Source organism: Actinomadura sp. WMMA1423, assembly GCF_006547145.1.
Classification (GTDB): Bacteria; Actinomycetota; Actinomycetes; order Streptosporangiales; family Streptosporangiaceae; genus Spirillospora.
In genome coordinates, this window is sequence record NZ_CP041244.1 from 8,251,830 (window position 1) to 8,269,962 (window position 18,133).

An 18,133-nucleotide genomic window follows, 5' to 3' on the forward strand; every position below is an offset into this window, starting at 1 on the left:
CTGAACTGCCTCGATCGCCGACGTTGCCGCTCGACGGCCACCGGCTGACCCTGGCGGAGACCGTCGCGGTCGCCAGGGCGCCGCGCCGCCCGCGCGTCGGGCTGGCCCCCGACGCGGTGTCGCGGATGGAGGCCACGGTGAGGGCCAAGGACGACCTCATCGCGGCGGGGCTGCCGATCTACGGGGTGACCGCGGGCTTCGGCGACAGCAACACCCGGCAGATCCACGGGGGCAAGGCCGCGGCGCTCCAGGAGAACCTGCTGCGCTTCCTGAACTGCGGGACCGGCGCCGCGGCCGAGCCGGACGTCCTGCGCGCGACGCTGCTGGTCCGTGCCAACTGCCTCGCCCGGGGCTACTCGGCGATACGGCCGCGCGTCGTCGAGCTGCTGCTGGAATGCCTCAACCACGACATCCTGCCGCTCATCCCGGAGCGCGGGTCGGTCGGCGCCAGCGGCGACCTCGTCCCGCTCAGCTATGTGGGCCGGATGCTGACCGGCGAGGGCGACGTCCTGGCCGGCGGCGAGCGGCGCCCGGCCGCCGCCGCCCTCGCGCGCGCCGGGCTGAGCCCGGTGTCACTGGAGGCCAAGGAGGGGCTGGCGCTGGTCAACGGCACCTCGTTCATGTCGGCGTTCGCCGTGCTGGCCGCCCACGACGCGGGCGAGCTGGCGTACGCGGCCGAGCTGTGCACGGCGATGGCGAGCCAGGTGCTGCTCGGCAACCCGGCGCACTTCGACGACTTCCTGTTCCGGCAGAAGCCGCACGAGGGCGTCCTCGCGAGCGCCCGCACGATCCGCGGGCTGCTGGCCGGCGGGGGGCGCGGCGGCGGCCCGGGCGCGGACGAGGCGTGGACGGGCGACGGCTACCGCCAGCTGGAGCGGCCCATCCAGGACCGCTACTCGGTGCGCTGCGCGCCGCACGTGGTGGGCGCGCTGCGCGACACCCTCGTCTGGGCCGGGCAGATGCTGGAGATCGAGGTCAACTCCTCCAACGACAACCCGCTGTTCCGCCCCGACGGAACGGTCCTGAACGGCGGCAACTTCTACGGCGGGCACGTCGGCCAGACGATGGACTCGCTGAAGACCGCGGTGGCGAGCGTCGCCGACCTGCTCGACCGCCAGCTGGAGCTGGTCGTCGACGAGAAGTTCAACAACGGCCTGACGCCCAACCTCATCCCCCGCTACGAGGCCGGGAGCTGGGACGCCGGCCTGCACCACGGCTTCAAGGGGATGCAGATCAGCGCGTCGTCGCTGGTGGCCGAGGCGCAGCGGTGGACGATGCCCGCGACGTCCTTCTCCCGCTCCACCGAGGCCCACAACCAGGACAAGGTGAGCATGGGCACGATCGCCGCGCGGGACGCGCGCTCGGTCGTGGAGCTGGCGCAGGAGGTCGCCGCGATCCACCTGATCGCCCTGTGCCAGGCCGCCGACCTGCGGGGGCTGGAGCACCTGAGCTCCGCGACCGCCGCCGTCCACACCCTGGTCCGCAAGATGACGCCGTTCCTGGACGGTGACCGGCCCCTCCAGGAGGACATCCGGCGCGTCCGGGACGCCATCCGCTCCGGTGAGCTGCGCAGGGCCGTCGCCGAGAGCGGGAGCGGCGTGCCCGCCCTCGGCTGAACCGGCGCCCGGCGGGTGCCCGCCTGCGAGGGCACCCGCCGGGCCGCTCAGCCGGGGTCCACCCAGAACCGGCGGCGCTGCCAGGGCTGGGCGGGCAGCGGAACCCGCCGTCCCGCCGCCCGCACCCGCGACCAGTCCGGCGCGCGCCCCGCGGCGTAGGCGGCGCCGAGCGCCGCCAGCAGGGTCTCCATCTCCGGCTGCCGCCGCACCAGGGACGGGACGCAAGCCGCCGCCGCGCCCGCGGCCTCGATCGCGTCGCCCACGGCCGAGACCAGCAGCGGGTGCGGGCTGATCTCCACGAACAGCACCGGCTCGTCGCCGGACAGCGCGGACCGGACCGCGGGCGCGAACCGCACCGGGCGCCGCACGTTCTCCATCCAGTACGCGCCGTCCAGCTCCGGACCCGTGACCGGGCGGTCCCAGACCGTCGAGTGCAGCGGGATCGCGGGCGCCTTCGCCCGCACCCCGGCGAGGGCCGCGCGCAGGCCGTCGCGGATCGGCTCGACCTGCGGCCCGTGCGAGGCGTACCCGACCGCCACGCGGCGGCAGAACACCCCGCGCTCGCGGAGCGGCGCGACGATCCGCTCGATCGCCTCCGGGTCGCCCGACAGGACGGTGAACCGGTCGCTGTTGAGCACCCCGGCGCACACGAGGTCCGCGTGCCTCCCGATCGCCTCCTCGGCCTCCTTCTCCCCGAGGCCCACCGCCCACATCGCGCCCGCCGCGCCCAGCTCCCGCAGCAGGACGCCGCGGCGGGACACCACCGCGGCCGCGTCCCGGACGGACAGGGCCCCGGCGGCCGTGGCGGCGGCGATCTCGCCCATGCTGTGCCCGATGATGAGGTCCGGCCCGACGCCCCAGTCCAGCCAGACCGCCGCCAGCGCCACCTGGAACGCCCAGAGCACCGGCTGGATCTCCGACACGTCCGACAGCGGCGCGTCGCTGTCCAGCCGCCGGCGCGGCGACCAGCCGAGCTCGTCCTCCACGGCGGCGGCGCACTCCTCCAGCGCGCCGGCGAAGACCGGGCTGGACTCCAGCAGCCCGCGGCCCATGCCCACCCACTGGGCGCCCTGGCCGGGGAAGACGAACACCAGCCGCGGCGATCCGCCGGGCTCGGCGGTGATCGCGGGACCGTCCATCAGCGTCACCTTTCTCGGCCCGCCCCCGGCCGGGGACGGGAAGGGCCGGGCCGCTCGCGCGGCCCGGCCCTGGTCACAGATGTCCGGGTCGCGCCGTCACCGGCCGGCCCCGCCGCCGATCCAGCGGACGAGGCGCTCGCGGGCGATCTGGTCGGACTCCTGGGCGACCGCGCGCGGCGGCGCCTTGAACAGCCACGCCGACACCCACTCGTCGACGGCGGTGTCGCCGCGGTCCATGGCCAGCTTGGCGATCCGTGCCGCGTCGATGACGACCCCCGCCGAGTTCGGCGAGTCCGGGACGGTGAGCTGGATCTCCATCTCGATCGGCGCGCCGCCGAAGCCGCGGCCCTCGCAGCGGATGAACGCCTTCTTGGTGTCGCCGAGGAACCGCACGTAGTCCGACGGCCCGATGTGGACGTCGTCGCCGCCGAGCTCGCCGTCGTAGGCGTCGGTGACCGCCGAGGTCTTGGACTCGCGCTTGGAGGCGAGGCGGTCGCGCTCCAGCATGTTGTAGAAGTCCATGTTGCCGCCGACGTTCAGCTGGTACGTCCGGTCCAGGGTGATGCCCCGGTCCGAGAACGCCCGCACCAGCACCCGGTGCAGGTAGGTGGCGCCGAGCTGCGACTTGATGTCGTCGCCGATGAGCGGCAGGCCCGCGGCGCGGAACCGGTCGCGCCACTCGTCCCGGCGGGCGATGAACACCGGCACGTTGTTGACGAACCCGACGCCCGCCTCCAGCGCGACACCGGCCCACCACTCGGTCGCCTCCTGCGAGCCCACGGGCAGGTAGTTGAGCAGGACGTCGACCTTCGCGGCCCGGACCTGCGCGACGGTCCCGGCGCGGTCGCCCGCGGAGTCGCCCGCCACGGTGACCCGCTCCCGGTACCGGGCGCCGGCGCCGTCCAGCGTCGGGGCGCGGAGCACGCGCACGTCGGCGCCGACGGGCAGCAGGTCGCCGCCGATGCCGACGGGGAGGTTCTGGCCGGCGGCGCGGGCCGTCCACAGGTCCTTGCCGACCTTCTCGACGTCGACGTCCCAGGCGGCGACGGGTTCCAGGGCGCCGGCGCCGTAGGGGCCGACCTCGGGGAACATCAGCCCGGCCGGCGAGCCGGAGGCGGAGCGGTAGTGGGCCGTGCCCTCCAGCAGGGCGCGGGCGCAGTTCCCGACGCCGATGACGCCGACCCGAACGAGGGGAGTATCCATGTCAGCTTCCTATGATCGTTTCTAGGATGCGGCAGACCTGCTCTACCTCATCGTCGTTCCACGTCAGCGGCGGCGCGGCCTCGGTGCCGAGGCACAGCGTGCCCGCCGCCGCGGCCTCGGCCACCGGCGCGCCCGCCGAGCCCCCGAAGACCGGATGGTGGTGCAGCGGGACCAGGCCCCAGCGGTGCGTCGGCACCCCCGCCCGCGCGAGGGCGCCCTCCATCCGGGCCGCCTCCTGCGGCGCCCACCCGGGCGCCCCGAAGCGGATCTTGTGCCAGGCGGGCTCCGCCGCGTCCCCGGCCCGCTGCCGCCACAGCCCGGTCCGGTCCAGCGCCTCGTGGACGCGGGCGGTGACGGCGCGGGCCCGCGCCGCCCACCGGTCCAGGCCGTCCAGCCGGTGCGCGACCATGGCCATGCTCAGCTCGGACGGGCGCCAGTTGTGCCCGCCGGCCCGCACCACGGCCGCGTTCGAGCGCGACCTCCCGGCGGGGACGCCGTAGTCCCGCAGCTCCCTGAGCCGCTCCGCGAGCCCGGCGTCGCCCGTGGTGACGGCGCCGCCGTCGGGCGCGGCGATCAGCTTGGCGGAGGAGAACGACCAGGCGTGCGTCCCGGCCGCACCCACGTGCCGGCCGGACAGGAGGCTCCCGATGGACTGGCACGCGTCGGTCAGCACGGGACGGCCGTCCACGCGGACGCGGTCCAGCCCGTGGGGGACTCCGTGCAGGTCGACGGCGAGGACCATGTCGGCCTCGGGCAGGCCGTCCGCCAGGTTGAGGGTCCGCGGATGGACGTCGGCGAACGCCATGCGCGCGCCGATGTGCGCGGCCCCGGTGACGGTCCCGGCGAACGTCAGCGCCGGGACCGCCAGGCGGGTGCCGCGGACGCACCCCATCGCGTGGAGCGCGGCGTGCAGCGCCGAGGTGCAGCTGTTGAACGCCACCGCGTGGGGGGCGCCGGTCAGCCGCTCCATGCGGCGCTCGACCTCGGCGGTCCAGGGCCCGTCCGTCCAGGTCCGCGAGCGCGCCACCTCGCAGAGGAGCTTCAGCTCCTCCTCGGCGGGCTCCGGAGGCCAGCGCCGCTGCCGCAGCTCCATCAGCGGGCGCCCCCGCCGCAGGGGCCCGCGCTCACCGGGACGCCTCGTTCTCGGCGGCGGTCCTGATGAGGAAGTCCGCCAGCCGGTCGATGGTCGGGTGGTCCCAGGCCAGGGTGGGCTCCACGACGAGGCCCATCTGGTCCTCGATGTCGTCGCAGAGCGTCAGCGCGGCCATCGAGTCCAGCCCCTGCGCCTCGAACGTCGCCTCGGCGTCGATCTCGGACGCGTCCTTCTCCAGGTACTCGGCGATCCGCTGGATGAGCCACGCCCGCAGCTCGGCGGCGGATGTCGTAAGGGTCGAGCCCGTCATGGGGCCTCCTTGCCTCGCTCGTCTGGTCTCGGCTGAGAGCCGATTCCCGGCGATTGTCGCCACCATTTCCAGGACGACGTCACCCCTGACCAGCCGCGCTTGTGCACTGCCTGGATGGGCATACCTGGAAAACGCGACTCCACCACCACGAAAAAGCCGCCCCATGGCTGGAAGACGACAACGCTCTGGTCTGGGCCCTGGCTGTCGCTTTACATGGCTGATGGCCCGCACGAACGGGCGCACGATCCGCCATGAGGGAGTGAGCGTGAGCATGACCGAGAACGTCGCGACCGCCTGCCTGAACGTCGTGATCTATGTGGACAACGTTGTGGTCGGGCGCGGGCTGGAGGCCGTGCTGGACCTGCTGCCGAGCGTGGGCACCGTCAGGCACTGCGCGAACCGGCGCGCGGCGGAGGCCGCCGTCGCCGGGGGAGGCGTCGACGTGCTCGTGGTGACGAGCGCGGAGGGGCCGGCGGCCGCGGAGCTCACCGCCGCGCTGCCGCGCACGAAGGTGCTGATGCTGCTGGACGAGGTGGAGGCGTCCGGGTCCTCGTTCGGCGGCGCGGCCCTCGCCGACGGGTTCCTCATCCAGCAGGACCTGACCCCGCCGGACCTCGGTGAGGCGCTGAACCGGATGATGCTCGGCGAGATGCCGATGCCCGCCCGGGTGGGCCGGGAGCTGCTGGCGCGCGCCGGCTCGCCGGTGCCGCCCGGGTCGGTGCGGCCCGCGGTGCTGACGCCGCGCGAGAACGAGACCCTCGCGCTGCTGGCCGAGGGGCTGAGCAACAAGCAGATCGCCCGCCGGCTGTCGATCTCCGACCACGGGGCCAAGCGGCTCGTCACGAGCGTCATGCTCAAGCTCGGCGCCCCGAACCGGACCGCCGCCGTGGTGATCGCCATCAGGCAGGGGATGATCTCGGCGGCATAGCGGCCCGGCCATCCGGACATGCACATCCATCCGGCTGGTCGCGCGTCCATCGGTGCCTTACGCCTCCCGCTCTCCCGGGCCGAGCATGTGCTGAGCCGGCCCGGGAGACCGCCCGGCCCCACGCAAGCCCCGCGCCGCCGGACCAGGAAGGCCGTTCGCGATGCCGCCAGCCAGGATCACCGACATCACCTTCGCCTCGCCTCCCCAGCTCAAGCTGGAGGAGCTGGCCTCGTTCCTGCGGGACGACCCGGGCGGCGCCGCGGTCGCCGAGATCGTGCGCGGTTCCGCGATCGAGACCAAGGGCATGGCGGTGAACCCGATCGACGAGGATCCCCGGGGCTGGACGACGGCACGCCGGATGGAGCGCGCCCTGGCGGAGGCGCGCGCGCTCGGACGGGGCGCGATCGGGCGGGCGCTGGAGCTCGCCGGTCTGCGCCCGGACGAGGTCGGCCTGCTGATCACGACGTCCACCACGGTGCACTCCGCGCCCGGCCTGGACGCTCTCGTGCACGAGACGGGCATGCGGCCGGACACCGAGTTCCTCTCGCTCGGCCCGATGGGCTGCTACGCCGCGATCCCCACGCTGGCCGCCTGCCGGAACTGGGTCGAGGTGCACGGCAGGCCCGCGGTGGCGCTGTGCGTCGACCTGTTCTCGCCGCACCTGCAACCGCCGCCGTACGACAAGGAGCAGGCGGTCGTGCTGACCCTGTTCGGCGACGGCGCCGCCGCCGTCGTGATGCGGCCCGGCGAGGAGGGGACCGCGGGCCTGGACGTCCTCGATTCCCGGCTGGTGTCCGTCCCCCGGTACGCGGCCGACCTCCAGGTCCACGTCGGCGACCGGGGGATGCGCATCCGGCTGGCCCCGACCATGCCCGATGTCACGGCCTCCGCCGTGGCCGGCCCCGTCGACGGGCTCCTCGCCCGCAACGGGCTCGCGCGGGAGGACGTCGGCTGGTGGGCGGTGCATCCGGGCGGGCGCCGCATCCTCGACCGGGTCTCCGAGGAGCTGGACCTTCCACGGGAGTCGGTCGACGAGTCGCGCGCGGTCATGCGCGAGTACGGGAACACCGCGGCGCCCGCCGTCCTGGCCGTCCTCGGCCGCCTCCAGGACTCCCGGCCCCTCGGGCCGGGGGAGTACGGCGTCGCGATGGCCTTCGGTCCCGGCGCCACGGTCTGGAGCGTCCTGCTCCGCGGCGCCTGACCGGGCCGCGCCTCTGAGCCCGAAGCGCACCCTCACGTGAACGCACACACCCACCGGAGGAAGTCGCCATGCTGGAAGTCATCGGTGCGGGGTTCGGCCGCACCGGCACGTTCTCGCTCAAGGCCGCGCTGGAGACGCTCGGCTTCGGCCCGTGCCACCACATGCTGGGGCTGCTGGAGCGCCCCGAGGAGATCCCGCGATGGCGGCGGGCCGCCCGGCCGGGTCCCGCGGACTGGGACGAGGTCTACCGCGGCTACCGGTCGAGCGTCGACTGGCCGGGCGCCCGGTTCTGGCGCGAGCTGGCCGCGTGGTCGCCGCGGGCCAAGGTGATCCTCACCGTGCGCGACCCGCGCCGCTGGTACGACAGCGCCGCCGCCACCATCCACCGCGCCGCCATGGACCCCTCGCCCGCCCCCACCCCGGTGCTCGCCGAGATGCGCGCGATGTCGCGCGAGGTCGTGTGGGACGGGCAGTTCGGGGGGCGCTTCACCGACGCCGAGCACGCCATGCGCGTCTTCGCCGAGCACAACGAGGCGGTGCGCCGGGAGATCGACCCGGACCGGCTGCTGGTGTTCGAGGTCGCCCAGGGCTGGGAGCCGCTGTGCGGGTTCCTCGGCGTCCCGGTGCCGGACGTGCCCTTCCCGCGCTCCAACGACCAGGACGAGTTCGGCGCGCTGCTGCGCGAGCACGTCACCGGCGCAGCGCCGTCCTGAGCCGCCCGGCCCCGAGCAAGAGGCAGGACCCGATGACCGAATCCGAGACGGGCGGGGCCGGCTGGTTCCGGCGGTTCCACCCGGCCGCGCCGGACGCGCCGCCGCTGCTCTGCTTCCCGCACGCGGGCGGCTCGGCGAACAGCTACCACAGGCTGTCGCAGGGGTTGAGCCCGCGGGTCCAGGTCATCGCCGTCCAGTACCCCGGCCGGCAGGACCGCCGCCGCGAGCCGGTGCTCACCGACCTGGCGGAGCTGGCCGGCCTGATCCGCCGGGAGGTCCCCGCCCTCGGCGCGACCCCCGCCTTCTTCGGGCACAGCATGGGCGCCATGGTCGCCTTCGAGGTGGCGCGCGGGCTGGACGCGCCGCCCCCGGTGCTGTTCGCCTCCGGGCGCTCGGCCCCCTCGCGCAGCAGGCCGCAGTGCGCGCATCCCATGGAGGACAAGGCGATCCTCGCCGACGTCGAGCGGCTCGGCGGCACGAACGCCCGGCTGCTGGGCAGCCGGGCGTTCGCCCGGATGATGCTGCCGGTGCTGCGCGGCGACTACCAGGCGATCGACACCTACCGGTACCTGCCGGGCCCGCCGCTGCCCTGCCCGGTCGTCGTGCTGGCGAGCTCCGACGACCCGATGACCCCGCTCGACGACGCGCTCGCCTGGCGCGCGCACGGGGCTGCGGGCGGAGGCTCCCACGTCTTCACCGGCGGCCACTTCTTTCTGGACGCCAACGAGGACCGGATCACCAGGATCATCCGGGACCGCCTGCCGTGACGGCACCTGGTCCCGCCGAGCCGAAAGGACGCCATGGACATCATCGACCCGGCGGTCAGGGAGTACCTGCTCGCCCACTGCCCGCCCCCCGACGACGTGCTGAAGGAGCTGGCCGCGGAGACGGAGGCGAGGGCCCCCGACATGCACGTCACCCACTACGAGGGCGAGCTGCTCGGCATGCTCGTCCGCATGGCGGGGGCGCGGCGGGTCGTCAGCGTGGGCGTGTTCACCGGCTACTCCTCGCTGTGCATCGTGCGGAGCATGCCGCCGGACGGCCGCCTGCTCGCCTGCGAGATCGACCGCAGGTGGACCGACATCGCGGAGAAGTACTGGCGCAGGGCGGGGGTCGCCGACCGGATCGACCTGCGCATAGCCCCGGCGATCGAGACGCTGAGGGCGCTGCCGCCCGATCCCGTCCTCGACTTCGGCTACATCGGCGCCGACAAGGCCGGCCACCGCCTCTACTACGAGGAGCTCCTCGCCCGGCTGCGTCCTGGGGGCCTGCTCCTCCTCGGTGACGCGCTGCGCGGCGGGCACGTGGTCGACCGCGCCTGCCACGCGGCGGACGTCGAGGCCGTGCGCGAGCTGAACGACGCCGTCGTCCACGACGACCGCGTCGACGCCGTCATCCTGCCCGCCGGGGACGGGGCCCTGATCGTCCGCAAGCGCTGAGCGGCGGCCGCCCCGGGCATGCCCGACCGGGCAGTGCACACGCGCGGCCGCTCAGGGATTATCCGGCGGCCCGGGGGCGGCGAGCCTGGTGAACCGGGGAGCAGCGCGACCGCCGGCCGCGAACCGAGGCGGCCTGGCCGGGCCGGCGCCCCGCACGCCGCTTCCGACCCGAGATCCGAGGAGAGACCTTTGAGTGACGTGACCACCTCCGATCCCGTAGGCACGGCTCCCGTGGGCACGGCGTCCGGGCCCGACACGACGCCGATGCCCGCCTACGCGGAGATTCCGCGGATCAAGGTGACGCTGGCGCGCGAGGGCGTGGCGCCGGGATACCTGTTCCTGTCGCCGCAGTCCATGCTGGAACCGGAGGCGCCGCACGGGCCGCAGTTCGCCGACGACCAGGGCCGCCTGGTGTGGTTCCGCCCGATCCCCGAGGGGCAGTACGCCACCAACGTCCGGGTGCAGGAGTACCGGGGCGAACCGGTGATCACCTGGTGGCAGGGCAGCGCGACGAACACGGGGGTCGGCAAGGGCGCCGTGTACATCGCCGACCGCGCCTACCGGGTCATCGCCACCATCGAGGCGGGCGGCGAGCACGGCGTGGACCTGCACGAGGCGATCCTGACCGAGGAGGGCACCGCGATCGTCGTCAGCTACCAGGTCGTCCCCCACGACCTGACCTCCATCGGCGGGGCCGCGGACGCCATGACGCTGGACAGCGTCATCGAGGAGGTGGACGTCGAGACCGGCGAGGTGCTGTTCCACTGGAGCGGCCTGGAGCACATCCCGCTCAACGAGAGCAACATGCCGGCGCAGCTGCGCCCCGATCTGCCCTACGACCACCTGCACGTGAACGCCGTCGGGATCGACGCCGACGGCCACCTGGTGCTCACGGCCAGGAGCTCCTCCGCCCTCTACAAGATCGACCGGCGGACGGGCGAGGTCATCTGGAAGCTCGGCAGCGGGCACAGCACGTTCGTGCTGGACGTGGGCGTCCGGTGCAACTGGCAGCACGACGGGCAGCCGGTCGGCGGCGACGTCTACCGCATCTTCGACAACGGCGCGAACGACTTCTTCGAGGGGTTCGAGTCGCGCGTGGTCTGGGTGCGCGCCGACACCGGGACGGGCGTCGCGACCCACGTCCGGCAGATCACCCATCCCGAGCACCTGTCGTCGATCGCCGAGGGCAACGCCCAGGAGCTCCCGGGCGGCAACGTCCTGGTCGGCTGGGGGCGGGCGGGCCGGATCTCGGAGTTCTCCCCGGACGGCGAGCTGCTCTTCGACGCCGAGACCCCCTCCGGGCCGGGCTGGACCACCTACCGGGTCTTCCGCCAGGAGTGGGAGGGCCGCCCGGACACGCCGCCGGAGGTGCTGTTCGACGGCGAACGCGTGCACGCCGTCTGGAACGGCGCCACGGGGGTGGCGCACTGGCGGCTCCTCGCCGGCCCCTCGGAGGACGCCCTGCGCCCCGTCGCCACCGTCGAGTGGGACGGCCTGGACACGGCCATCGCGCTGCCCGAGGGAGCGCCGGCGCGGCTGGTCGGGGTGGAGGCGCTCGACGCCGGCGGAGAGGTGATGGGCGCCTCTCCCGCGCGCGAGACCGGAGCCTGAGCCGACCTGGGAGACGAGGCAGATGACGCGGCCCGGCCACCACGCCGTCCCCTTCGCCGGCCCGGGAGCCGGGGAGCATCCGTGCACCTGGGGACAGCTCGACATGTGGCGCGAGATGGAGTGGGCGGGCGACCCGGCCCACGGCAACGTCGTGGGCGGCGGCTTCCTGCCGCCCGGGCACACGACGGACGGCCTGCTGCGGGTCGTCCGTGACCTGGTCGAGCGGTACGAGTCGCTCCGCACGGTGTTCCGCCCGTCCGACGACGGCCGGCTCGTCCAGCGGGTCGCGGCCGCCGGGGAGCTGGACGTCGAGGTACGGGAACTGGACGGCGACCCGGTGTCGGCCGCCAGGCGGTGGGTGGCCGACTCCCAGGCGCGGCCGTACGACCTCGCGGGCGGCGTCCCGTTCCGCGTGTGCGTCGGGACGAGCGGCGCCGAACCCCGGCTGGTCGTCCTCGGCATGCCGCACGTGACCGCCGACCTCGCCGGCAGCCGGGTGCTCTTCGACGAGCTCGTCCGGGGGCTGGAGGGCCGGGCCCCGGCCGCCCCGCCGGGGCTGCAACCCGCCGAACGGGCCGCTTGGGAGCGCTCGGACGCCGGGCGGAAGACCCTGCGCAGGTCACTGGAGTACTGGCGCCGCGCCGTCGCCGCCGCGCCCGGGGCCGGGTTCGCCGCCGCGCGCCACGCGCCGGAGTCCCCGCGCTACCGGACCGGCGGCCTCACCTCGCGGGCGGTGCCGCGGGCGCTCGACCTGCTCGCGGCCCGCTACGGGGTCAGCACGTCCCACGTGCTGCTGGCCGCGGTGGCGACGCTCGTCGGCCGGTACACCGGGGAGCGGCGCTGCCTGGTGCGCGTGGTCGTGGGCAACCGGGGCCGGCCCGAGCTGCGCAACGCGGTGGGCACGGTCAGCCAGGAGGTCGCGGCGGTCGTCGACCTGCGCGCCGGACGGTTCGGCGAGATGGTCCGCGCCGCCCGGACGTCGGCGCTGAACGCGATGCGCCACGGGCAGTACGACCCCGACCTGGCCGCGGGGATCGTGGCGGAGGCCGGGGCCGAACTCGACGTCTACTTCAACGACATGTGGACGGCCACGAGGAACGGCAAGGGCGCGCCGGGGGGGCGCTACGAGGGGGTCATGGACGAGGCCCCCGAAACCCGGTTCGAGTGGGGGGAGCGGCTCGACCGGGCCAGCGTCAGGTTCTTCTTCGAGTCGGTCGAGGTGGTCGAGGACCCCTCCGCGGTCACCCTGAACCTGCTGACGGACACGGCGTACGTGCCGTCGCCGCACCTGCGGGCCTTCCTGTTCGCCGTCGAGGAGCTGCTGGCCGCGCTCGTCGCCGACGACGGCACGCCGCTCGACCGGATCAAGCTGCGCGACGAGCCGGGAGCCTGACCGGTCCGATCCGGCCGCCCATTCGTCCGCCCACCAGACCGTCCGACAGCGGATATCGGCGCCACCGCGCCTCACCGCACAGTGGCAGGGACGTCGGCCACCTGGCCGGCGCCCCCTCGCCCGACCCCGGACACCAGAGAGAAAGGCGATCAGGCATGAGCGAAGCCCTGCGCGGCCGGACGGAGCGGCCGGAGCTCGCGGCCCGCGGCGGGCCCCCGGTCCGCTCGGCCCCGTGGCCGGCGTGGCCCAGGCTGGACGCCGAGACCGAGCGCATCGCCCTCGACGCGCTGCGCAGCGGCCGGTGGGCCATCAGCGAGATGCACAACGGCCAGGAGCTGTACGAGCGCCGCTTCGCCCGCGCGTTCGCGGCGTACCACGGGGTGGCGCACTGCGTCCCGACGACCAGCGGCACCAGCGCGCTGACGATCGCCTTCGAGGCGCTCGGCCTGAGCCGCGGGGCGGAGGTCCTCGTCCCCGGGCTGACCTGGGTCGCGTGCGCCTCGGCGGTGGCGGGCGCCGGACTCGTGCCGGTCCTGGTGGACATCGACCCGGAGACGCTGTGCATGTCCCCGGCCGCCGCGGCCGCCGCGATCACACCGCGGACCGAGGCGGTCCTCGTCGTCCACTACGCGTGCAACACCGCCGACATGGACGCCTTCCTGGACCTGTCGCGGCGGCACGGCCTCGCCCTCGTCGAGGACTGCGCGCAGGCGCACGGCGCCGAGTACCGGGGCAGGCCGGTCGGCACCCTCGGCGCGATCGGGACCTTCAGCATGCAGGAGTCGAAGGTGCTGACCTGCGGCGAGGGCGGGGCGTCCATCACCGCCGACGCGGCCCTCGCCGGCCTCATGGAGCAGTACCGCGCGGACGGCAGGGTCTACTCCGAGAACCCGGCCGTGGGGGAGCCCAACCTCCAGGACCGGGGCGACGTCCAGGGGCGCAACCTGTGCATGTCGGAGGTCCAGGGCGCGCTGCTGCTCGGCCGCCTCCGGCAGCTGGACGCGGAGAACGAGCGGCGCCGCACGACCGCCGCGCTGCTCGACGACGCCCTGACCGGGAACGACGCGTTCTCTCCCATCGCGCCGCCCGACGGCTGCACCAGGCGGACCTACTACCGCTACTGCTTCCGCGTCGACGCGGCCGTCGACGCGGCCGAGGTCGCCGCGATGCAGGACGAGCTGAGCCACGAGCTCGGCGTCACGTGCGAGCCGCTGCACGACCCGCTGAACGACTGCACGCTCTACAACCCGCTCGGATCGCCGCAGAAGTACGACCCGCGGATGCTGGCCCGGATCGACCCGAGGAACTTCGAGCTGCCCGAGTCCCTCGCGGCCCGGCGGCAGGTCGTCACGATCCCGCACTTCCTGCTGCTCGGCGACTACGAGGACTTCGCCGACATCCGCGACGCGCTGATGAAGATCTCCTCCGCCCACGGGCTCTGACGAACGGAAGGACGCTGACATGCGAAGCCGTCTCACGGTCGACGTCGTCGGGTGCGGCGAGATCGCGCAGATCATGCATCTGCCGTTCCTGCTCGAACGCTCCGACGTGTGCACCGTCCGCGCGGTCTGCGAGCGGGACCCGCACGTGCTGAAGGGCGTGGCGGAGCGCTTCGGCGTCGCCGCCGCCTTCACCGACCACCGCGAGATGCTGGAGAGCGCGCCCGCGGACGTGCTGGTGGTCCTCACCTCCGGCGACCACGCGCCCATCATCCACGACGCGCTGGACGCCGGCATGGACGTCTTCGTCGAGAAGCCGCTGTGCTACTCGACACGGGACGCCCGTGAGATCGCTCGGAGGGCGAAGGAGCTCGGCAGGACCGTCATGGTCGGCTACAGCCGCCTGTTCGACACGGCGTTCGACGCGCTGCGGGAGGCGGTGGAGGCGGAGCCGGGGCCGGTGTGCCTGCGGGCCGAGGCCGCGCTTCCCATGGACTACTACTACCGGGCGCACCTCGACGTCGTCCGGCCGCTCGGCTGGACCCCGCCGGAGGCGGCCCCGGAGTGGGGCGGGTCCTGGGACTACCTCCGCGAGGAGGTGCTGTTCAACCTGGCGATCCACGAGGTCTACTGCCTGCGGGTGCTCACGGGCGTGGACCGGCCGGAGATCCTGACCGCGTCGGACGTCCTGGACCGCCGCGGGGTCGAGGTCTCCTGGCGGAGCGGCGACGACCTCCACGTCAGCATGAGCGTCCTGACGCTCGACACCATCGCGGGCGGCTACGTCGAGGAGTTCCGGGCGGTGACGGGGTCCCGGACGCACGTCCTGGAGTATCCGTCGATCTACCTGAAGCACGTCCCGGCGCGCCTCACCACGACGGGCCTGCGCGGCGGCGCACTGGTGACCGAGTCGGCGCTCGGCTCCTACACCAGCCCGTTCAGGGCGGAGCTCGACCACTTCTTCGACGTCGTGCTCGACGGGCGGCCCTGCCTCAGTCCGGCGGAGGACGCCGCCCACGACGTGGAGACGCTGAACCGCGTCTGGGCGGCGGCGAAGGACCGCCGGGCGGACCCCCGATGATCAGGATCAGCGCGGCCGTCATGCACCACCCGCGCCGCGCCGACCGCGTCCCCGCGCTGGTGCGGGCCTGCGCCCCGCTCGCCCCCGAGGTCGTCCCCGACCCGGAGCCGGACGGCAGGCCGAGCCCGCTGCGCACGGCCAAGCGGGCCTGGGCCGCGATCGGCCGCGACGCGACGCACCACCTGGTGCTCCAGGACGACGTGCGGCCCGCCCCGGGGTTCGCCGCCCAGGTGCACGACGCGGTCAGCGGGCGCCCCACCCACGGCGTATCGCTGTTCTGCCTGTGGCACACCCCGCACAACTCGTACCTGGTGCGGCGCGCGGCCGTCGCCGGAGCCGCCTACGCGCCCCTCTCCCGGTACGAGTGGACGCCGACGCAGGGGTTCGTCCTCCCCGCGGAGCACGCGCGCGCCCTCGCCGGCTACCTCGCGGGCATCCCCGACGAGGTCCAGGACGACGACGAGATGGTCGTGGTCTTCTGCCGCGAGCGCGGCATCCCGGTCGTGGCCACGGTGCCCCACCTCATGGACCACGGGCACGCCGAGTCGCTGGTGGAAGGGCACCACGACGGGCTCCGCGCCACCGTGTTCACGCCGGACCGCAGGTGGCCGGCCGGCCACCGGACGGACGGCGCCGACCTGCCGCCCGGCGGCTACACGGTCGCTCTGGAAGGCTCGGCCTGCTCGATCCGGCTGATGCACGGCGACCCCGTGGAACACCAGTTCGCCTGGTACTGGTACGACGCCTGCCCGCTGGCCGGAGTGGACCCCGAGGAGGTCCTCGACGCGGCCGAGCCCCACCTGTCCGCGCTGCCCGCCCGGCAGCTCCCGGCGATGACGGAGGTCTGGGCGGCGTGCTATCTCCTGGGCCTGGACGTCAGAAGGTCCGCCCCCGCCGCAGAGGGCTGCGGACCGTTGACGCCGGCGGCGATCAGTTCGTGGATCGACCAGGGGCTCTCCCCCCGGGATCACGGCGAACTGCGGGACGCCGCCCTCGGCCTGGCCTTGACGGCGGTGCGGCACGGCATGCGGGAACGGAGCCGCGCCCATGCGTCCTGACATCGCGGCCCTGGTCGAGAACATGGCGCGACGCGAGGCCGCCGCCGCGCTGCGCGCCGCACCCCGGGTGGAGTTCGGCAGGGAGGGCCCGTCAGTCCGCGTGCGCCTGATCGAATGCCCGACCTGCGGCACGCGCCCCCACCCCAGACCCTGGAGCCCCCCTTTCCGAGAAGACACACGACCCGGCCCGGTCCTACGAATGCTCGCCTGCGAGACCCTCACACCAAGAGCCGTCCTACCGATCGTCACCGCGCCAGAGGCCGACACAGAGTTCGAAACCCGAGCCCTGACCTGGCTGGCAGCAGCACCCCACGGCCTCACGAAGGCCCTGGAGATGATGGACGAGTCCGAACGCTGGACCACCGACCCGACCGCCACCCCCGGCCGAACCCTCCCAGCCTCCACCCGCCCCCACACACCCGCACCGACCTGGCAAGCCCATCGCGAGCACGCAGTCCCCTCGTTCCTGTCCCCCCACCCAGCCGCCCCACCCCACCTGGAACTGCTGTACGCACAGGAATTCCGCAGAGCGATCAAACACGGCTACGAGCAGATCACCCGGGAAGCGACGACCTCAGCCACCGCCGCAACCACGCGACAACCTCAATGGTCGCGATCGCGTCCGAAGGCAGATTCGAGCGAAGCAAGAATCTGATCGCGCAGCGAGCCGCAAGGCGAGCCGGAGCGATGCCAGCGATCGCCCGCGTTTCTCGACGATGGAGGGCCGCCAGGCCCGAAGGAGGAGAGAAAAGCCTAGAGATACAGCCCTGTGCCGTGTTCGGGGCGTTCGCTGGCTATGGCGTGGAGGTCGCGTTCGCGCATGACCAGGTAGTTCTCGCCCTGGATCTCCACCTCGTACTGGTCGCCGGGCTGGTAGAGGACGCGGTCGCCCGGTTTGACGATCCGGACGTGGTGGCCGACCCCGCAGACCTCTCCCCAGACGAGCCGGTTCTGCTGCTCGACCGTCGCGGGGATGACGATGCCGCCGGTGCTGCGGCGCTCACCGCTGTCCTTCTCGGTCTTGATCATGACGCGGTCGTGCAGCATCTGGACTTCGAACTTCGGCTCGGACACGCGGGCGAGTTTATCCGTACGCGCGGGTAGGAGCGTTCCCGCTGCCCGGTTCGGGTGTCCGGGCGGGGCGCGGCCGGGGTCAGGGCAGGGAGTCGAGCTTGGCGTAGACGCCGGGGTAGCCGGGCTTGCCGCAGCCGTAGCCCCAGGAGACGAGCGCGGCCACGCGGCCGTTCGCGATCAGCGGGCCGCCGCTGTCGAACTGGCACGAGTCGGCCTTCGGCGATCCGGCGCACAGCATGTCGGACGGGTCGAAGGAGTCGCCGTACGCGCGCCGGCACGCCGCGTCGCCGGGGAGCGGGACGCGGGCCGCCCGCAGGCGGGTGTTGAACAGGTCGTTCTCGGAGGTGAAGCCCCACCCGGCGATCTCCCCGGTGCGGGCGGCGCCGGCGGCGCCGAGGGGCGCGGCCGGGCGGTTCACGCGGCGGGCGAGCGTCAGGACGGCGAGGTCGTGATGGCTGACGGTCTCGTCCTTGAAGGAGGTCTCCCGGTACTTCGGGTGCATGCGCACCGACTTCACCGTGACCGTCTCCCCGCCCCGGTCGGTGAGGTCGTCGCGGCCGAAGGTGACCCTCAGGACGCCGGGCACCGTGCGGAACATCGACACGCAGTGGCCCGCGGTGAGGAGCCGGTCGGGCGCGGTCAGGACACCGCCGCAGAACTGCCCGGCCGGCCGGACGAAGAAGATCGGCGATCCGACCGCGCCCAGCCACCGGTACCGCGCCGCGGGCACCGGCGAGCCGCCCGTCACGGCGTTCGCGGGTGTGGCGAGCGGCGCGAGCCCCAGGGAGGCTCCGAGCAGCACGGTGCAGAGCAGGCGGCGGGAGAGCTTGACCAT

The 18,133-nt window shown here is 74.0% G+C and carries 17 protein-coding genes; 11 read left to right on the forward strand and 6 right to left on the reverse strand.

The window, feature by feature from the left end:
- Positions 1-23: 23 nt before the first annotated feature.
- Positions 24-1,616 carry a histidine ammonia-lyase gene (hutH, locus tag FKD65_RS38235; RefSeq protein WP_205718402.1) on the forward strand — a complete coding sequence of 531 codons (1,593 nt, stop codon included), beginning with the start codon at positions 24-26 and terminating at the stop codon, positions 1,614-1,616.
- Positions 1,617-1,663: 47 nt separating this feature from the next.
- On the opposite strand, the gene FKD65_RS38240 is transcribed toward hutH, so the two are convergent.
- From FKD65_RS38240 to FKD65_RS38255, 4 genes are all read right to left on the reverse strand, one after another.
- Positions 1,664-2,755 carry an acyltransferase domain-containing protein gene (locus tag FKD65_RS38240; RefSeq protein ID WP_141584108.1) on the reverse strand — a complete coding sequence of 364 codons (1,092 nt, stop codon included), beginning with the start codon at positions 2,753-2,755 and terminating at the stop codon, positions 1,664-1,666.
- Between the two features lie 96 nt (positions 2,756-2,851).
- Positions 2,852-3,958, reverse strand: a complete 1,107-nt coding sequence (locus tag FKD65_RS38245) for an inositol-3-phosphate synthase (protein ID WP_141584110.1) — start codon at positions 3,956-3,958, stop codon at positions 2,852-2,854.
- A gap of 1 nt (position 3,959) precedes the next feature.
- Positions 3,960-5,051 carry a DegT/DnrJ/EryC1/StrS family aminotransferase gene (locus FKD65_RS38250; RefSeq protein ID WP_141584112.1) on the reverse strand — a complete coding sequence of 364 codons (1,092 nt, stop codon included), beginning with the start codon at positions 5,049-5,051 and terminating at the stop codon, positions 3,960-3,962.
- Between the two features lie 31 nt (positions 5,052-5,082).
- Positions 5,083-5,361, reverse strand: a complete 279-nt coding sequence (locus FKD65_RS38255) for an acyl carrier protein (protein WP_141584114.1) — start codon at positions 5,359-5,361, stop codon at positions 5,083-5,085.
- A 271-nt stretch (positions 5,362-5,632) separates the two neighbouring features.
- On the opposite strand from FKD65_RS38255, the gene FKD65_RS38260 reads away from it, so the two are divergent.
- From FKD65_RS38260 to FKD65_RS38305, 10 genes are all read left to right on the forward strand, one after another.
- Positions 5,633-6,289, forward strand: a complete 657-nt coding sequence (locus FKD65_RS38260; RefSeq protein ID WP_240810402.1) for a response regulator transcription factor — start codon at positions 5,633-5,635, stop codon at positions 6,287-6,289.
- A 160-nt stretch (positions 6,290-6,449) separates the two neighbouring features.
- On the forward strand, positions 6,450-7,490 hold the full coding sequence (locus FKD65_RS38265; protein ID WP_141584118.1) for a type III polyketide synthase: 1,041 nt from the start codon (positions 6,450-6,452) through the stop codon (positions 7,488-7,490).
- 68 nt (positions 7,491-7,558) lie between these two features.
- Entirely contained in the window at positions 7,559-8,203 is a 645-nt protein-coding gene (locus FKD65_RS38270; RefSeq protein ID WP_141584120.1) for a sulfotransferase family protein, read from the forward strand.
- A gap of 32 nt (positions 8,204-8,235) precedes the next feature.
- Positions 8,236-8,970 (forward strand): thioesterase II family protein, encoded by a 735-nt coding sequence (locus FKD65_RS38275; RefSeq protein ID WP_141584123.1) that lies wholly within the window; start codon positions 8,236-8,238, stop codon positions 8,968-8,970.
- 33 nt (positions 8,971-9,003) lie between these two features.
- Entirely contained in the window at positions 9,004-9,642 is a 639-nt protein-coding gene (locus FKD65_RS38280) for an O-methyltransferase (protein ID WP_141584126.1), read from the forward strand.
- A gap of 198 nt (positions 9,643-9,840) precedes the next feature.
- Positions 9,841-11,253 (forward strand): arylsulfotransferase family protein, encoded by a 1,413-nt coding sequence (locus tag FKD65_RS38285; protein WP_240810403.1) that lies wholly within the window; start codon positions 9,841-9,843, stop codon positions 11,251-11,253.
- A gap of 22 nt (positions 11,254-11,275) precedes the next feature.
- Positions 11,276-12,646 carry a condensation domain-containing protein gene (locus FKD65_RS38290; RefSeq protein WP_141584130.1) on the forward strand — a complete coding sequence of 457 codons (1,371 nt, stop codon included), beginning with the start codon at positions 11,276-11,278 and terminating at the stop codon, positions 12,644-12,646.
- A 155-nt stretch (positions 12,647-12,801) separates the two neighbouring features.
- The gene (locus FKD65_RS38295; RefSeq protein ID WP_141584133.1) at positions 12,802-14,088 is read left to right on the forward strand and encodes a DegT/DnrJ/EryC1/StrS aminotransferase family protein; all 1,287 of its coding nucleotides are present in this window, start codon (positions 12,802-12,804) and stop codon (positions 14,086-14,088) included.
- A gap of 19 nt (positions 14,089-14,107) precedes the next feature.
- Positions 14,108-15,166 (forward strand): Gfo/Idh/MocA family protein, encoded by a 1,059-nt coding sequence (locus tag FKD65_RS38300; protein ID WP_141584135.1) that lies wholly within the window; start codon positions 14,108-14,110, stop codon positions 15,164-15,166.
- Entirely contained in the window at positions 15,163-16,224 is a 1,062-nt protein-coding gene (locus tag FKD65_RS38305) for a hypothetical protein (RefSeq protein WP_141584137.1), read from the forward strand. Before FKD65_RS38300 ends, FKD65_RS38305 begins: the two co-directional genes overlap by 4 nt.
- Positions 16,225-16,977: 753 nt before the next feature.
- Here the strand turns inward: FKD65_RS38305 and FKD65_RS38310 are convergent.
- On the reverse strand, positions 16,978-17,298 hold the full coding sequence (locus FKD65_RS38310) for a co-chaperone GroES (RefSeq protein WP_141584139.1): 321 nt from the start codon (positions 17,296-17,298) through the stop codon (positions 16,978-16,980).
- Positions 17,299-17,377: 79 nt separating this feature from the next.
- A complete protein-coding gene (locus FKD65_RS38315; RefSeq protein WP_141584141.1) occupies positions 17,378-18,133 on the reverse strand; it encodes a trypsin-like serine protease in 756 nt (251 codons plus the stop codon).

What these genes read in the sequence shown, in the direction of transcription:
- FKD65_RS38240 (WP_141584108.1), bottom strand. Translation starts at nt 2,755, where the DNA reads ATGGACGGTCCCGCGATCACCGCCGAGCCCGGCGGATCGCCGCGGCTG.
- FKD65_RS38245 (WP_141584110.1), bottom strand. Translation starts at nt 3,958, where the DNA reads ATGGATACTCCCCTCGTTCGGGTCGGCGTCATCGGCGTCGGGAACTGC.
- FKD65_RS38250 (WP_141584112.1), bottom strand. Translation starts at nt 5,051, where the DNA reads ATGGAGCTGCGGCAGCGGCGCTGGCCTCCGGAGCCCGCCGAGGAGGAG.
- FKD65_RS38255 (WP_141584114.1), bottom strand. Translation starts at nt 5,361, where the DNA reads ATGACGGGCTCGACCCTTACGACATCCGCCGCCGAGCTGCGGGCGTGG.
- FKD65_RS38260 (WP_240810402.1), top strand. Translation starts at nt 5,633, where the DNA reads ATGACCGAGAACGTCGCGACCGCCTGCCTGAACGTCGTGATCTATGTG.
- FKD65_RS38265 (WP_141584118.1), top strand. Translation starts at nt 6,450, where the DNA reads ATGCCGCCAGCCAGGATCACCGACATCACCTTCGCCTCGCCTCCCCAG.
- FKD65_RS38270 (WP_141584120.1), top strand. Translation starts at nt 7,559, where the DNA reads ATGCTGGAAGTCATCGGTGCGGGGTTCGGCCGCACCGGCACGTTCTCG.
- FKD65_RS38275 (WP_141584123.1), top strand. Translation starts at nt 8,236, where the DNA reads ATGACCGAATCCGAGACGGGCGGGGCCGGCTGGTTCCGGCGGTTCCAC.
- FKD65_RS38280 (WP_141584126.1), top strand. Translation starts at nt 9,004, where the DNA reads ATGGACATCATCGACCCGGCGGTCAGGGAGTACCTGCTCGCCCACTGC.
- FKD65_RS38290 (WP_141584130.1), top strand. Translation starts at nt 11,276, where the DNA reads ATGACGCGGCCCGGCCACCACGCCGTCCCCTTCGCCGGCCCGGGAGCC.
- FKD65_RS38295 (WP_141584133.1), top strand. Translation starts at nt 12,802, where the DNA reads ATGAGCGAAGCCCTGCGCGGCCGGACGGAGCGGCCGGAGCTCGCGGCC.
- FKD65_RS38300 (WP_141584135.1), top strand. Translation starts at nt 14,108, where the DNA reads ATGCGAAGCCGTCTCACGGTCGACGTCGTCGGGTGCGGCGAGATCGCG.
- FKD65_RS38305 (WP_141584137.1), top strand. Translation starts at nt 15,163, where the DNA reads ATGATCAGGATCAGCGCGGCCGTCATGCACCACCCGCGCCGCGCCGAC.
- FKD65_RS38315 (WP_141584141.1), bottom strand. Translation starts at nt 18,133, where the DNA reads ATGGTCAAGCTCTCCCGCCGCCTGCTCTGCACCGTGCTGCTCGGAGCC.